At 73.1% G+C, this 15284-nt stretch carries 15 protein-coding genes; 4 read left to right on the top strand and 11 right to left on the bottom strand.

Translation table 11 applies throughout. The features are described 5' to 3' along the window. Positions 1-35: 35 nt before the first annotated feature. From sph to ACFVYI_RS11105, 3 genes are all read right to left on the bottom strand, one after another. Entirely contained in the window at positions 36-1037 is a 1002-nt protein-coding gene (gene sph / locus ACFVYI_RS11115; RefSeq protein WP_387883443.1) for a sphingomyelin phosphodiesterase, read from the bottom strand. Between the two features lie 72 nt (positions 1038-1109). Beyond that, positions 1110-3206, bottom strand: a complete 2097-nt coding sequence (locus ACFVYI_RS11110) for an MMPL family transporter (protein WP_387883440.1) — start codon at positions 3204-3206, stop codon at positions 1110-1112. Positions 3207-3318: 112 nt separating this feature from the next. Further along, positions 3319-4296 carry a deoxyribonuclease IV gene (locus ACFVYI_RS11105; protein ID WP_387883437.1) on the bottom strand — a complete coding sequence of 326 codons (978 nt, stop codon included), beginning with the start codon at positions 4294-4296 and terminating at the stop codon, positions 3319-3321. A gap of 192 nt (positions 4297-4488) precedes the next feature. On the opposite strand from ACFVYI_RS11105, the gene ACFVYI_RS11100 reads away from it, so the two are divergent. The 3 genes from ACFVYI_RS11100 to ACFVYI_RS11090 all read left to right on the top strand — a co-directional run bounded on the left by ACFVYI_RS11100 (position 4489) and on the right by ACFVYI_RS11090 (position 8456). Continuing rightward, positions 4489-5736, top strand: coding sequence for a cytochrome P450 (locus ACFVYI_RS11100; RefSeq protein ID WP_387883436.1), 1248 nt, complete (start codon positions 4489-4491; stop codon positions 5734-5736). Positions 5737-6207: 471 nt separating this feature from the next. Then, positions 6208-7290: a nitrous oxide reductase family maturation protein NosD gene (locus ACFVYI_RS11095; RefSeq protein ID WP_387883433.1), complete on the top strand. Its 1083-nt coding sequence runs from the start codon at positions 6208-6210 to the stop codon at positions 7288-7290. 134 nt (positions 7291-7424) lie between these two features. Then, positions 7425-8456 (top strand): methyltransferase, encoded by a 1032-nt coding sequence (locus ACFVYI_RS11090; protein ID WP_387883430.1) that lies wholly within the window; start codon positions 7425-7427, stop codon positions 8454-8456. Positions 8457-8522: 66 nt separating this feature from the next. On the opposite strand, the gene ACFVYI_RS11085 is transcribed toward ACFVYI_RS11090, so the two are convergent. The 4 genes from ACFVYI_RS11085 to ACFVYI_RS11070 all read right to left on the bottom strand — a co-directional run bounded on the left by ACFVYI_RS11085 (position 8523) and on the right by ACFVYI_RS11070 (position 11896). Next, positions 8523-9209: a class F sortase gene (locus ACFVYI_RS11085; protein WP_387883428.1), complete on the bottom strand. Its 687-nt coding sequence runs from the start codon at positions 9207-9209 to the stop codon at positions 8523-8525. A 221-nt stretch (positions 9210-9430) separates the two neighbouring features. Beyond that, a complete protein-coding gene (locus ACFVYI_RS11080; RefSeq protein ID WP_387883425.1) occupies positions 9431-9799 on the bottom strand; it encodes a hypothetical protein in 369 nt (122 codons plus the stop codon). Between the two features lie 305 nt (positions 9800-10104). Then, positions 10105-10611 (bottom strand): hypothetical protein, encoded by a 507-nt coding sequence (locus ACFVYI_RS11075; RefSeq protein WP_387883423.1) that lies wholly within the window; start codon positions 10609-10611, stop codon positions 10105-10107. A gap of 1 nt (position 10612) precedes the next feature. Then, entirely contained in the window at positions 10613-11896 is a 1284-nt protein-coding gene (locus ACFVYI_RS11070) for a tyrosinase family protein (RefSeq protein WP_387883420.1), read from the bottom strand. A 301-nt stretch (positions 11897-12197) separates the two neighbouring features. Between ACFVYI_RS11070 and ACFVYI_RS11065 the strand changes: the two genes are divergently transcribed. After that, positions 12198-12845 carry a DUF4360 domain-containing protein gene (locus ACFVYI_RS11065; RefSeq protein ID WP_387883689.1) on the top strand — a complete coding sequence of 216 codons (648 nt, stop codon included), beginning with the start codon at positions 12198-12200 and terminating at the stop codon, positions 12843-12845. Between the two features lie 97 nt (positions 12846-12942). Here ACFVYI_RS11065 and ACFVYI_RS11060 read toward each other — a convergent pair whose 3' ends face one another. Genes ACFVYI_RS11060 through ACFVYI_RS11045 form a run of 4 tightly spaced genes read right to left on the bottom strand, consistent with a single transcriptional unit; the run spans position 12943 to position 15280 of the window. Next, entirely contained in the window at positions 12943-13275 is a 333-nt protein-coding gene (locus ACFVYI_RS11060; protein WP_387883417.1) for a TcmI family type II polyketide cyclase, read from the bottom strand. 5 nt (positions 13276-13280) lie between these two features. Continuing rightward, on the bottom strand, positions 13281-13736 hold the full coding sequence (locus ACFVYI_RS11055; RefSeq protein ID WP_360625621.1) for an SRPBCC family protein: 456 nt from the start codon (positions 13734-13736) through the stop codon (positions 13281-13283). Position 13737: 1 nt separating this feature from the next. Then, positions 13738-13998, bottom strand: a complete 261-nt coding sequence (locus ACFVYI_RS11050) for an acyl carrier protein (RefSeq protein ID WP_329490975.1) — start codon at positions 13996-13998, stop codon at positions 13738-13740. A 40-nt stretch (positions 13999-14038) separates the two neighbouring features. Then, positions 14039-15280, bottom strand: coding sequence for a beta-ketoacyl synthase N-terminal-like domain-containing protein (locus ACFVYI_RS11045; RefSeq protein ID WP_387883413.1), 1242 nt, complete (start codon positions 15278-15280; stop codon positions 14039-14041). Positions 15281-15284 lie beyond the last annotated feature (4 nt).

Raw genomic sequence — 15284 nt, 5'->3', positions numbered from 1 at the left:
CGCCCGCCGGACCAGAACGGAACGGACCGACCGACCTACCGGGCCGTCAGCGGGTAGTGGTCGGAGAGGTCGTTGTAGGTGTAACTCGTGCCCCAACTGCTCACCGTCCACGGCGTGCTGTGGGCGCGGACCACCGTGTTGGTGTAGCTCGCCGGCCGCGCGTGGTCGGCCCGGTAGAGGACGTAGTCCAGGTCCTCCTTGGGCTCACCGGGGTAACGGTAGGCGGCAATCGAGTTGTCGACCGTGTCGAAGGAGTTCGCCCAGCCGTCGCGGGTGTCGGCGGGCGCCACGTTCGCGTTGGCCAGCAGCGAGGGGTACTCGCTGCCGTGCGAGTCGATGTTGAGGTCGCCCGCGATCAGCACCGGCTCGGCGGCCGGGATGTTCTTGCCGTCGATGAACGCCTTCATCGTCTTGAGCTGCGCCGCCCGCACCGCCGCCGGCTGCCCGGTGGAGCAGCCGGTGTCGGTGGACTGCAGGTGCGTGCCGATGACGTGGGTGCGCAGGCCGTTGACGTTCAGCACCGCGTAGACGAAGCCCTTGTTCGACCACCAGTCACTGCCGCAGGCGTCCTTGAAGACGTACTGCTCCTTGCGCAGGATCGGCCACTTGCTCAGCAGCGTCACCCCGCCGTCCTCCGGGGTGGTCGAGCTGAAGCTGCCGCCGGTGGCGTCCCAGCCGCCGGTCGAGCGGCCGACCACGGGCGTGTGGTACGGGTACGCGGCCGAGGCCTGCGAGGTGAGCAGGTCGGACGCGGCGTTGTCGAAGGCCTCCTGGAGCACGACCACGTCGTGGCCCTGGAAGACGTCGGCGGCGGCGATGGCCTTCGCCCGGTAGTCCTGGCCCCAGTTGGGGTAGAGGTTCTTGCTCATCAGGAAGACGTTGTACGTCAGCACGTCGAGCGGCGCGACCGTCGGCGCGGCGGTCGTGGCCGGGGGCGTCGCCGCCCGGGCGGTGGCGCAGGGGGCGAGCAGGGCGGCGGCGACGGCACAGGCGGCGGCCAGTCGCGAGCCGCGGCGAAGGGCGGTGGGAGTTGGCATGTGCGCAGTCAACGCGGCCCCGGCCACGCCCGGCAAGACGTTCGACGATAACCGTATGAACTCGACGGTAACTTAAAGCTGTCTGTCCAACTCGCTCTCCGGCTGGCGAACTTGCCTGGACAACTTCCCCGGCCACCACATGTGCCGGTCCAGATCCATGGTCAGTGCGGTGACCAGCACCGAACGCACCACCAGCGTGTCCAGCAGCACCCCGAGCGCCACCGCGAAGCCGATCTCGGCGAACCCCACCACCGGCAGCGTCCCGAGCACCGCGAAGGTGCTGGCCAGGATCAGCCCGGCGGAGGTGATCACCCCACCGGTCGCGGCCAGCCCGGCCACCGTCCCCTGCCGGGTGCCGAGGTGCGCCGACTCCTCCCGCACCCGGGTCATCAGGAAGATGTTGTAGTCGATGCCGAGCGCGACCAGGAAGACGAAGACGAACAGCGGGAACGCGTTGTCCTGGCCCTCGAAGTGGAAGACGTGCTCGAAGAAGAACGCGCTGATCCCGAGCGCCGCCGCGTACGACAGCACCACGGTGGCGATCAGCACCAGCGGCGCGGTGACCGCCCGCAGCAGCACCGCCAGGATCAGCAGCACCACGCCGAGCACCAGCGGGATGATCGTCCGGTTGTCGTTCGCGGCAGCCCGCCCGGCGTCCAGGATCACCGCCGTGCTCCCGCCCACCTTGGCGTCGGCGTTCGGCACCGCGTGCACGGCGGCCCGCACCCGGTCCACGGTGTCCTTGGCGGCCTGGCTGTCCGGCGGATCGGCGAGCGTGGCCTGGAACAGCGCCTGACCCTCGTTCGTGGTCGGTGCGGACGTCCCGGCGATACCGGGTGTCGCCTGCGCCACCGCGCGGACGGTACCCGCCTCGCCCGCCGTACTGATGACGGTCAGCGGAGCGCCGGTGCCGCCGGGGAAGTGCTGCTCCAGCACCTGTTGGCCGACCACCGAGTCCGGCGTCCCGGTGAAGGAGCCCGCGGTGCTCAGGCCGGTGGCGTTCAGCGAGACCAGCCCGATGCAGCAGGCCCCCAGGGCCAGTGCGGTGCCGATCCACACCTTGCGCGGACGGCGGGCGATCCAGGTGCCGACATGAGCCCACCGGCCGGTCCTGGTGGGCTCCGGCGTCCCGAACGCGGGCTTGACCGGCCAGAACACCCACCGGCCGACGACCACCAGCAGGGCCGGCAGCAGCGTCAGCATCGCGGCCAGGGCCACCAGGACGCCGATCGCGCAGACCGGGCCGAGACCGCTGGTGGAGTTCATCTCGGCGACCAGCAGGCAGAGCATCGAGGCGACCACGGTGGCCGAGGAGGCCAGGATCGCCGGCCCGGCGCGGTGCAGCGCGAACGCCATCGCCTCGTGCCGGTCCTCGTGCCGTCTCAGCTCCTCCCGGTAGCGGGCGGTGAGCAGCAGCGCGTAGTCCGTTCCCGCGCCGAGGACCAGCACGATCAGGATGCCGGCGCTCTGCGCGTTGACGGTGAGCCCGGTGTGCTCGGCGAGCAGGTAGATCACGGCCTGGGCGACGACGAGCGCGCCCGCCGCGGAGATCAGCGGCAGCGCCCAGAGCACCGGGCTGCGGTAGGTGAGCAGCAGCAGGACGATCACCACGCTGATGGTGGCCGCCAGCAGGGTGCCGTCGATGCCCGCGAAGGCCTCGGCCTGGTCGGCGCCGACCCCGGCCGGGCCGGTGACGTGGGTGGTCATGCCCAGGCTGTCGTCGGCGGCGGTCGCGCGCATGCTGTCCACCGCGGGGCGCAGGTCCTGCCAGCCGCCGGTGCCGATGTCGACCGGCACGATCGTCTGCATCGCCTGGCCGTCGGCGGAGAGCACCGGCCCGACCACCGGCCCCAGGACGTGCGGGGCGGTCGCGAAGGCCATCGCGTCGCGGGCGGCCTCCACCCGGTCGGCGGGGGTGATCCCGCCGTCGCGTTGGTACACCACCACGGCCTGCGCGGTGTCCACCGGTTGGAAGGCGCGCTGTTCGGTCAGCACCTGGGTGGACTCCGCATTGCCCGGCAGCCAGCTGGAGGCCTGGTTGTCCTCGGCGTCGGTGAGCTTTCCGGCCAGCGGTCCGGCCACCACCAGCAGCACCAGCCACAGCGCCAGGACCACCCACTTGCTGCGGCGGCCGCACGGCAGCGCAGCCAGATTCCGGGTCGGGCTCATTCGGAAACCCCCAGGGGCCTCGGGCGTCAGTCGTTCCAGACTCCCACCGCCCCCGCGACCCGGCAGCCCGGGTCGACCGGGCGGGTGCGGTCCGTGCGCCGACCCGGCGAGCTCAGCCGGACAGGGCCCGCGCGGGTACGGCGGCCCGCTCGCGCAGCTCCTTCAGCAGCGCGATGTCCATCGCGTGCCCGGTGCCGTCGCCGCCGTGCTTGCGGTCCGGGGTCTCCACCACCAGGGGGACGCCCGCCGTCGCGGGGTGCTCGAACAGCTCGCGGAACGGCTCCGCCCCGATCAGCCCGGCGCCGATGTTGGCGTGCCGGTCCTTGCGAGCGCCGACCGCGTCCTCGGAGTCGTTGGCGTGGATCAGCCGCAGCCGGTCCGGCCCGGCGGCCGCGACCAGCGCGTCCAGCGCCGCGCCGACCCCGCCCGGCACCGCCAGGTCGTGGCCGGCCGCGAAGGCGTGGCAGGTGTCCAGGCAGACCCCGACCATCGGGTGAGCGTCCAGCGCGTCCAGGTACGCGGCCAGGTCCTCCATCCGTGAGCAGAGCGAGCTGCCCTGGCCGGCCGTCGGCTCCAGCAGCAGTAGGGGCGCGCCGTCGCCGAGCGCGTCCAGCTCGTCCAGCAGCGGCCGGACGTCCGCGCGGACCTGGGCCATCGCCTCGGCCCGTCGCGAGCCGCCGCCCGGGGCCGTCCCGACCGCCGAACCGGTGTGCAGCACCACTCCGGCGGCGCCGATCGCGTGGCCGCGCAGCAGGGAGTGCCGCAGCGAGGCGGCCGAGCGCTCGCGGGTCGCCGCGTTGTCCGAGCCGAAGTTGATCAGGTACGGCGCGTGCACGTACGCCGGGATGCCCTGCTCGGCGCAGGCGGTGCGGAACTCCTCGTCCTGCGCGGGGTTGCCCGGGGGAGTGGCCCAGCCGCGCGGGTTGGCGACGAACACCTGGACCGTCTCGGCACCGACCCGCCGTGCGTACGCCAGCCCCGTACCGGCCAGTCCGCGGGCGGCCACCGGAACGTGGGCGCCGATCGGGTTGCGGGCGGGGGCGGCGGGCGGTACGGCCGCGGCGGGCGGCGCGGCGACGGCGGTGTTCATGGCCCCGAGCATGCCACGCGGGCCGGTGGGGCCGGTGCCCAGGCGGCACGGTCCCAGTTTCGTGCACGCACGGCGCGCCCGGAGCAGGCCTCTTTCGTCCCCGATCGAGTGAATCCGGGACTCGAACGCTAGACCGGACGGTCCAGGGTGGGTCACGATCCGTGATGGATCAGCAACCCAGTGGAGGCAGTCATGACCACCGCCGAGCCCGTGGAGACGGTCGACCTGCGCGCCGCACACCTGGTGCGGGACCCTTTCGCGACCTTCTCCCGGATCCGTGAGCGCGCCCCGCTCGCCCGCGGCACCATCCCCGGGGTCGAGCCGGTCTGGATCGCCACCCGCTACGAGGACGTCCGCACCGTCCTCGCCGATCCGCGTTTCGTCAACGACGCCGCCAACGTGCCCGGCGCCGCCCCGGGCCACCGCACCGAGCAGGTCTGGCAGGCCCGCGGGCTGCCGCCCGAGTGCGAGGAGTACCTGCGCGCCGGCGTCTTCGACGCGGACGGCGCCGAGCACCGCCGGCTGCGCGGCCTGGTCCACCCCTCCTTCACCGCCGGCACCGTCGGGCGGCTGCGCCCGCGGATCGAGCAGCTCGCAGAGGAGCACGCCCTCGGCCTGCGCGAGCACGCGGACGAGGACGGCGTGGTCGACCTGATCGCCCACTTCGCCTATCCGCTGCCGGTCACCGTCATCTGCGAGCTGCTCGGCATTCCCGAGAGCGACCGGCCGCAGTGGCGTACGTGGAGTTCCTACCTCGGCCGGGGCGCCGGGCCCGGGCTGGACGACGCGCTGCGCGCCATGATCGCCGCAGCCCGTGAGCTGATCGACCGCCGCCGTGCCGAGCCCGGCGACGACCTGGTCTCCCGGCTCGCCGCCGCCGAGGGCGCCACCCTCGACCCGGTGGAGACCGTCTCGCTGATCCTCAACCTCATCGTGGCCGGCCACGAGATCACCGCCACCCTGATCGGCAACGGGACGGCCGCCCTGCTCGGCCACCCCGAGCAACTGGCCCGGCTCCGCGCCGACCCGGACCTGCTGCCCGCCGCTGTCGACGAGCTGATGCGCTGGTGCGGCCCCACGCTCGGCGCGCTGCCGCGCTACGCCACGGAGGACGTCGTGCTGGCCGGCACGCTCATCCGCAAGGGCGAGGCCGTGATGCCGATCCTCGCCGGGGCCAACCACGACCCCAGGGTCTTCGAGGAGCCCGAGCGCCTCGACGTCTGCCGGGCCGCCGCGCCGCACCACGATGCCCACCTCGGCTTCGGCTACGGGGCCCACCGCTGCATCGGCGCCGCGCTCGCCCATGAGGAGGCCGTCGTCGCCTTCGGCGCCCTGCTGCGCACCTTCCCCGACCTGGAGCTCGCCGTCACCCCCGAGGCGATCGAGCGCGGGCCCAACCCGGCCGCCTGGCACCTGGCCACGCTGCCCGTCCGCCTCTGACGCCTCACCACCGGCCGGTCGGCCCGGCCACCCACCCCGGCCCGCCCGGCCGTTCCTCCGGCGCGCTCGACCGGCCCCGGCGCACCTGACCACGGCTCAGGCCCGCCGACCGCCACGAGGGCCCGCCGGCCGCCGCCGGAGCAGCCGACCACCACCCGGGCCACCGGCCCCGTCCCACCGAACCCAGGCGCACCCGACCGCACCCTCGCGGTCGGGTGCGCCGTCGTGCTGCCCGGCACCGACTCGGGGAGCCCGCGGCCCCCGCGCCCGTCCCGGCCCGCCCCCGCGCCACGCCGACGGGCCCGCCACCTGGCCGACGCCCCGTCAGTCCCGCAGCCCAGCCCTGGTGGCGAGGCCCCTCGCGCGCCCATAGCGTCGGTTCGGCCGACACCCACCGGCCGTCATCCCCCGCACACTCCGTGTCACCGCGCCGGCGTCCCCGCGAGCGCGCAAGAAAGCAGGTCACCACTGATGCCCACGCGACGGGTCCACCACCTCGCCGCGGCCACCGCCGCCGCCACGACCGCCCTCACCACCGCCCTGACCGCACTCGGCGCGGCACCCCCGGCGCACGCCGCCGAGGCCCTGCACCTCGTCCAGCCGGGCGAATCGATTCAGCAGGCCGTCGACGAGGCCCGCCCCGGCGACACCGTCCAGCTGCTCCCCGGCACCTACCTGGGCAGCGTCCGGATCACCACCCCGGGCCTCACCCTGCGCGGCGCCGGCCCGGACAGCGTGATCGCCCCCGGCGACGCCGCCGACGGCGGCGCCTGCGCCACCGCCGGACACGGCCTCTGCGTCGTCGGGGCCGACGGCGCCCCGCTCACCGACGTGACGATCGAGGCCCTCGCCGTCACCGGCTTCCGCAAGAACGGCATCAACGCCTCCGGCACCGACGGCATGACGGTGCGCGCCACCTACGTCCACGACAACGGTCAGCAGGGCATCAGCCAGGAGAAGTCCACCCGGGCCGTGATCACCGGCAACGAGTCGACCCGCAACGGCCAGTCCGGCGTCTTCCTCGCCAACTCCGTGGACAGCGAGGGCGGCGCCGTCACCACCGACGGCACGGTGGTCAGCGGCAACCTGCTCACCGACAACCGGATCGGCGTCACCGTCCGCCGCCTGCGCGACCTGAGCGTGGAGTCGAACGAGATCCACGGCAACTGCGGCGGCGTCTTCATCGTCGGCGACGAGGGGGTCCCCCGGGCCGGGGCACTGACCGTCAGCCGCAACCGGGTCGTCGCCAACAACAGGTACTGCCCGCCCAACCCCCGCCTCGACGCCATCCAGGGCACCGGCATCCTGCTCACCGGCGCGGAGGACACCACGGTGACGGAGAACGAGGTCACCGACAACGTCGGCGCCTCGCCGATGTCCGGCGGCATCGTGCTCTTCCGCAGCGTGGTCGGCGTGGCCAACGCCCGCAACACCGTCGCCGGCAACCACGTGGTCGGCAACGGCCCGGCCGACCTCGCCGACCGCGACACCGGCACGGACAACTCCTTCGCGCGCAACCAGTGCGCGGTCTCCGAGCCGGCCGGCCACTGCTGAGCCGCGACACCACCCGCGGCCCCGGGCACCCCGGCACCTGACCGGCCCGGGGCCCCGGCCCCCGAACACCGAAGCCCCGAACATCGCAGCCCCGAACACCCTGGCCCCACCTCCCACCTGCAGAAAGACGGCACATGACCACCGCACCCGCCACCACCCCGCAGGCCGCGATGCGCCTGCGGGAGCTCGTCTTCGGCGCCGCCTGCGCCGCCGCCGTCCGCGCGGCCGCCCGGCTCGGTGTCGCCGACGCGCTCGGCGACACCCCGACCACCGTCACCGACCTCGCGGCCGCGCTCGACACCGAGCCCAAGCCGCTGCGCCGGCTGATGCGTGCCCTCACCTGCTACGGCATCTTCCACGAGACGGGCGACGACCGTTTCGAGCACACCGAGATGTCCCGCCTGCTGCGCGAGGACGCCCCCAACAGCCTGCGCTACATCTCCCTCTGGTGCACCGAGCCGTGGACGTGGGAGGCCTGGCCGAAGCTGGACGAGGCCGTCCGCTCCGGCCGCAACGTCTTCCCCGAGCTGTTCGGCAAGGAGTTCTTCGACTACCTGCACAGCGAGGGGGGAGACTCGGCCAAGGTCTTCGACAAGGCGATGACCACCTCCAGCCGGCAGTCCGCCGCGGACTTCGCCGAGTACCTCGACCTCACCGGCATCGACTCGGTGGTCGACATCGGCGGCGGCCAGGGCCATGTGCTGGCGAGCCTGCTGGAGAAGCACCCGGCGCTGCACGGCACCCTGCTCGACCTGCCCAAGGTGGTCGCCGGCGCCGACCCCCGGCTCCGGGACGGCGGTGACTTCTCGGCCCGGGCCCGCCTGGTCCCCGGCGACTGCCGGGTGGACATCCCCGTCCACGCCGACCTCTACATCATCAAGAACATCCTGGAGTGGGACGACGAGAGCACCCGTCGCACCCTCGCCAACGTGGTCCTGGCGGCCCGCCCGGGCGCCCGCGTCGTCGTGGTCGAGAACCTGGTCGACGACAGCCCGTCGATGCGCTTCACCACCGCGATGGACCTGATGCTGCTGCTCAACGTCGGCGGTGCGAAGCACTCCAAGGAGAGCCTGGTGCGGCTGATGACGGAGGCCGGCCTGGACGTGGCCGACGTCCGCCCGGTCAATCCGTACCTGCACGCGTTCGAGGCCACCGTGCGTGGCTGACCGCTGCGCCGCGACGAACGACCGCCGGCCCCCGCGACGGGGGCCGGCGGTCGTCGGTGTCCGGGCTCAGGCCTTGCGCGAGGACTCCAGGTGCGCGAAGACCACCACGTTGTCCAGGTAGTCCTTGCGCTTCTTGTCGTAGACGCCGCCGCAGGTGATCAGCCGCAGTTGGGAGTCCGCCGTCTTCCCGTACACCCGCTGGTCGGGGAAGGCGTTCTTGGCGAAGGTCTCCACCGAGTCCACCGAGAAGACGGCGACCGTACCGTCGGCCCGCTGCACCTCGACCTTGTTGCCGGGGACGAGCAGGCTGAGCAGCAGGAAGACCGCCGGGCCCTTGGTGGTGTCCACGTGCCCGGCCACCACGGCGGGGCCGCGTTCGCCGGGCGCGGCGCCGTCGCGGTACCAGCCGACCAGGTTCTTGTCGTCCGGCGGCGGTGCGTTGAGTTCCCCGGCCGGGTTCACGGTCAGCTCGGCGAACGGTGCGTCGACGGCGATCTGCGGAATCCGCAGCCGGGTCGGCTTGGCCCTCTTCAGCACGGGTGCCGCCGGCGTGGTGGGCTTGGCGGCCGCGGCGGCCGGGGCCGCGTCACCGGGGGACGCGCTCGCGGTGGCGGCCGGGGGAGCGGCCTGACCGGGGCCGGGATCGGACGAGGGGGCCACGTCCACCGAGTTGTAGATCAGCAGCAGGCCGACGGCCGCGGCGCCCATACCCGCGCGCAGCAACCGGGACGTTCCAGCGGCCGGACCGGCCATCGTTCCACTCCTAGGTCAGGCCTGTGACGGCCGGGGCGGTGTCGGCGGGACCACCAGGTCGTGCTGCGACCGGTGGCCGCCGGCCCGCGGCCGGCGGGGGAGTCCGTGACAGCGCCGCCCGGCCCGCACCGCACGGTCGGGCACGGCGCCGCACGTGCTCCCGCCGTGGCCGCCGCTCAGCGCGGTGGCCACGGCGGGGAGGCTGCGGGGGCGGCGCCGGGTCAGATCGCGGCGCCGGTGGTCCGGCGCCCGCGGCGCAGCGCGAGCGCGCCGGCACCGAGGCCGCCGAGCAGCAGGACGGCGCCGGAGGCGAGGCCGCCGCCGGACAGGGCCAGGCCGCCGCCACCGGTGTGCACGCCACCGTGCGGGGTCTTCTCCTCGGCCTTGTGCTCCTCACCGGAGGAAGAGGAGGAGCCCTTGTCCTGCTTCTCCTCCCAGGTCTTCTGCCCGTCGGGGCTGGCAGCCTTGTCCTGCTTCTCCTGCCAGGTGAGGTTCTTGTCGGCGGAGCCGTCCGCGTAGGCGGCGGGGGCGGCGACGGTCAGTGCGGCGGCGACGGCCGCTCCGGCGAGCAGCGTGCGTGCAGAACGCATGGGGACGATCCTTCCGGCGCGGGGCCGCGACTGCCGACACGTCGTCGGGCAAGGGGACTCGCGGGGTGCGCCTGAACCACCGTCATTCACCGGGGCGGCCAATGCCACCGGAGGGCGGCGGTCACCGCCGTGGCGGTGCGCCCTTCGAGTGGACTCCCGGGCGTGTTCACCCGAGTGCCCCGGCGATCCGGGTGATTCGGTATCCGGGCGGCCGGGGCACCCGAGCCCGGGCCCGGGCCACGACGAAGCGGCGGCCCCGGGGGGGCACCCCGGGGCCGCCGCAGTACGGCCGGATCGGTGCCGGCTCAGTGCAGTTGCTGCACGCCCGTGCTGTCCCGCACGAACACGGAGCGGGTGTCGGTGTCGGGGTAGCGCTCCTTCAGAGCGAGTGCGGGCGGCACGCCGGGGACGGGCGTGTCCGGGGCCTCGTAGTAGAGGACGTAGGTCTTCGCGGTGTCCGTCTCGTTCTCCAGCTGGAGCCAGCCATGGAATCCGGCGGCAGGAAGGGTGCCGGTTGCGGTGACGTTGTTGGTGGCGCCGGAGTGGCTGAAGGCGAAGGTCGCGGTGCCGAGCTGGAGGCGCTTGTGCCCGCTCTCGTGCCAACGGCGGAACACGGCGACCCACTCCTCCGGCCAGGGCCCGCCGTTCGCATCCGGCGGCATGCCGCCGCCCGTGTCGACTCGGGAGAGGATGTCGTCGGCATTCGCGACCACGGCGTCGTAGTCCCATAGGTCGGCGAAGAAGTCCATGTGGACCCGGTCGGTGGACCGGATCATGGGCCGGATGTGGAGCTCGAAGACGGGTGTGCGCATCTCAGCTGTACACCTCCATCAGGACGTCCTTCAGGGCGACCTCCCCGAGCAGCCCGGGTGCCTCCTGGGGCTGTCCGTAGGGGCCGGGCGACGGGAGGTACTGGAGCGTCAGCACGAGGTCCTCGGGGGCGGCGCCTGACGCGTCGAGGACGGCCGTGATGTCGAAGCGTGCGTTGGACTCGGTCGGGTGGGAGTGCGGCTGGTCGCCGCCGGCCATGTGGTGGGCCTTCCACATCGCGACGTAGCCGACACCGTAGCGGCTCGCGAAGTCCGGGTCGTCGGCACGGAACTCGACGTCGGAGGGGTGGACGTAGGCGCGCAGCACGTAGCTGCCGGCCACCGGGACCTTCAGGTCGTCGAGCCGAACCATGACCTTGCGGGCCTCGGCGGGCGGGGCCGCGAGGCTGAACTCGGCCCGGGAGTTGCTGCGCAGCGAAGCCGTGAGGTTCGGCGCGGAAACCAGGCGCAACGGCTCCGTCGCCAGCAGCTGGCGGATGACCGGCTGCGGGGTCTCCACCGCGAAGTCCGCCTTGAGCCGGTCCGTGTACTCGTAGTCATAACCCAGGGCCACGGTGTCGGCGAAGTCCGCGGTCTTGTGCTTGGTCTGGGCGTCGAAGCCGCGAAGATTGTGGTCGGGCGAGGTGAGGGGAGGCGATCCGTTGCGCCGCTGCCATTCGGCCCAGAGCAGGTCGATGAAGGCGTGGAAGCTGAAGTAGATCGGGTCCAGCGCCGCCTGCGACGCGTCCGCCATCAGGCCGCCGATGAAGTTGGAGTGCATGAAGTTGTGCGGCCCGTTCTCGAGGCGCCCGTGGTCGGCCCCCGGGTGAGCCGACGGAAAGCCGCCGAACAAGCCCTGGTCGGTCTCGGTCGTGACGATCTCCAGGGTGTTGGGCGGCAGCTCCACCGGGTCGGGGTTGCGGTCCAGGACGAGCTCGGGCAGCGAGAACGCGGGCGGGAACTTCCCGTTCGCCTGCGGGTGCAGCCAGTCCCAGTACGGCAGCGTGACGTTCGACGTCCGCGGTGGGTCGGATTCCTGCAGGAGCTTCTCGAAGTGGTACAGGTGCGACCGGTGCCACGGCAGGAACTGGTCGGTGCCGTGCTCGCACGGGCCTACGTTGCGACCGGCGCTGTCGATACCGCCGTTGTGCAGTGCGGCCTGGAAGTCGTAGCCGGTCACGTCCGACGGGTCTGCCGCGGACCGCGCGCGCAGGATCCCGAGGGCGTGGATGTAGTCGTCCAGCTCGGCGGGGCTCAGGGAGTTGATGTCGCGTCGGCTGTTGGTCATGGGTCACCTCCGTTGCGGCACAACGTATGCGCACCGGTTGGCCGCCCTCGGGAGCCGTGCGGTGCGGCGTGCGCTCCGTACAGTCGAGCGGAGTACCGCACGGGCGGGCACCGCCCACCGGTGTGCCCGCCCGGCGCCGGCCGGTCCGCCCCGGCGCTTCGTGATGCGCCGGTCCGCGCCCCTGGCCGCACCGGTCTCGCGGTGGTGACATGTACTCGACAACCCGCTGGATGGCTCGCACGTGGGGGTGCGCGGCCTGGTACCGGCGGGCCGACGGAAGGAAACGCCCGTGACTGTACGCATGATGGCCCTCGGGGGTGCGGCGGCAGCGCTGCTCGGCTCCTCGCTCACCGGTGTCGGCGGTGGATCCGCCTCGACCAGCTGGACCACGCCGCCGCCGGACAAGATCGTCATCGACGTGGCCACCGTCAACGGATCCGGCTGCCCGGCCGGCACGGCCGCCATCGCCGTCTCCCCGGACAACACGGCCTTCACCGTCACCTACAGCGACTACATCGCCCAGGTGGGCGTCGGCTCCAAGCCCACCGACTTCCGGAAGAACTGTCAGCTCAACCTGAACGTCCACGTCCCGCAGGGCTTCACCTACGCGATCGCCGCCGCCGACTACCGGGGCTACGCGCACCTGGAGAAGGGGGCGAGCGCCGTGCAGCAGGCGAACTACTACTTCCAGGGCTCGCCCCAGACCACCAAGCTCAGCCACCGGTTCACCGGGGCGGTCGACGACAGCTGGCAGGCGACCGACAGCGTCGCCGTGGCGGCCCTGGTCTGGGCGCCCTGCGGCGAGCTCCGCAACTTCAACATCAACACCGAACTCCGGGTCAGCGCCGGCACCTCGGACCCGAACCGGACCACCAGCTTCATGACCATGGACTCCACCGACGGCAGCATCAACACCACCTACCACCTCGCCTGGAGGCAGTGCCCCTGACGGTGCCTGCGCACGGGCCGGCGCGCCGCCGCCCGTGCGCAGCGGGCCGCCCCCCGACCTGCGCCGGGGGGGCGGCCCGCTGCGGTGGGTGGCGCGGTCAGCCCGCGCCGCCGCGCTCCCACCGGTAGAACTCGTGCGCCATGGCGTCCTTGGGCCCCCGCCAGGTGGCCGGGTCGTAGGCCTGGACGTAGGCGGTGAGGCGGTCGCTGACGTCCCGGAACTCCGGGTGCCCGACCACCTTGGCGACCGCCGGGCCCGGCGGTCGGTCCGCCTCGATCAGGTGCAGGTAGACGTCGCCGAACTGGAAGAGGCTGCGCCCCGTGACGCCGATCAGGTCCGGCAGCTCGCCCCGGTCGGACTCGGCGAACACCTCGGCGATGCCGTGGGCGGCGTCCGGCTTCATCCGGGCGACGATCAGTGCGCGGTGCATCCGGCTCAGACCTCCCCCGCCTGCTTCTCGACCTTCTCGCGGATCAGCTGCATCTGGACGCGCGAGTTGCGGTTGATGTGGTTCACCATGCCGTCGTCGTCGACCGGCGCGGTGGGCTTCATCGCGAAGTCCTGGACCCAGCGCATCTTCGTGCCGGCCGGGACCTCCGCGTACTCCCAACGGATGTCCATGAACTCGAACGGGCCGGGCTCGACCCGGCGGGCGCGCACCGCGAGCGAGGCCCGGTCGGTGGTGCGCTCGGAGACCCAGCTCCAGATCTGGCCGTTCTCGTCGGGGTGCATGGTGAGCCGGAAGCGCACACTGTCGCCGTCGCGCTCCAGCACCTCGACCGAGGCGTACTCGCTGAACAGCTGCGGCCAGTTCTCCAGGTCGTTGGTGATCTCCCAGACCAGGTCGAGCGGCGCGGCGATGACGATCTCGTTGTCCGTGTGTCCGGGCATCTCAGGCACCGGCCTTCGTGGCGAACGAGGAGTTCACCAGGTCGAGGAACTCGGCCGGCGTCTTCGCCGACTCCGCTCCGTTGGTGACCTTCACGCCGTGCCGGTTCTCCAGCTCGCCGACCACGCCGAGCAGACCGAGGGAGTCCACGCCGAAGTCGTCGAAGCTGGCGCCGGGGCGCTCCAGGTCGAGCGGGTCGATCACCACGCCGGCCCGGGCCTGGATCAGCGCGGCCAACTCGGGGTGGCTGAGTGTGTTGCTCACGGGATGTTCCCTTCAGTTCGTTGCGAAAGCAGTGGTTCGGTCAGGCCTGGTCGCCGCGCCGGAGCACCAGTGCGGCGTTGGAGCCCATCAGCCCGCGGCTGAGCACCAGTGCGGTGCGCAGTTCGGCCGGGCGGGCGCGGCCGGTCACCAGGGCGAGGTCGTGGCAGACCTCGGTGACGTTCGGGGTGGGCGGCACCACGCCGTCCTCCATGGCGAGCACCGCGGCGGCGGTGTCCAGCAGCGGGGCGCCGCAGTAGGCCCGTCCGGTGCCGGCCTTCGGCGCGGTCACCGGTACCCGCTCGGCGTACGGGCCGAGGGCGTCGGCCAGGGCGAGTGCCTCGGCGCGGTCGGCGGCCGGGACGCCGAGGGCGTCGGCGAAGACCACGTCGACCTCCTCCGGGGCGATCCGGGCCTGGTCGAGCGCGATCCGGACGGCGTTGGCCAGCCCTTCGCGGGACTCCTCCCAGCGGGAGGCGCCGGTGAAGGTCGCGCCGTGCCCGGCCAGGTACGCGCGGACGGTGGCACCGCGCCGGCGGGCCGTCTCCTCGTCCTCCAGCAGCAGCATCGCGCCGCCCTCGGCGGGGGCGAAGCCGTTCGCCTCGGCGGAGAACGGGAGGTAGGCCCGGTCCGGCCGGTCGGCGAGGCTGAGCTCGGGATAGCCGAGCTGGCAGACCATCGAGTAGGGCGCCAGCGGGGCCTCGGCCGCCCCGGCCACCACGGCGTCGGTGCCGCGCATGATGGACCGGGCGGCGTGTGCGAGGGCGTCCAGGCCGCCGGCCTCGTCGCTGGCGACCACCCCGCACGGGCCCTTGTAGCCGCCGCGGATCGAGACCTGGCCGGTGCTGGCCGCGTAGAACCAGGCGATGGACTGGTAGGGCCCGACGAACTGCGGTCCCTGTCCCCAGAGTTGCTGCAACTCGCGCTGCCCGAACTCGCCGCCGCCGGAGCCGGCCGCGGTCACCACGCCCACCCCGAACGGCCGGTCGGGATCGGGAACGAACCCGGCGTCCGCCACCGCCAGGTCGGCGGCGGCCATCGCGTAGTGCGTGAAGCGGTCGGTCTGTACCAGGTAGCGGCTGTCGATCGCGGACCTCGGATCGAAGTCCCGTACCTGGCCCGCGATGCGCAGCGGAAGGTCCGCGCAGCCCTCGCGGGATATCCGGTCGAGGACGCTCACGCCCTGCCTGGTGGCCTTCCAGAAGGCGTCGGCCCCCACGCCGTTCGGCGCGACCACGCCGAGGCCGGTGACCACCGCCCGGCGGCCCTGCTGACGTGACGTCATGGAT

Source organism: Kitasatospora sp. NPDC058218 (assembly GCF_042882445.1).
GTDB lineage: Bacteria > Actinomycetota > Actinomycetes > Streptomycetales > Streptomycetaceae > Kitasatospora.
This window is presented reverse-complemented; position numbering and strand designations above follow the sequence as displayed.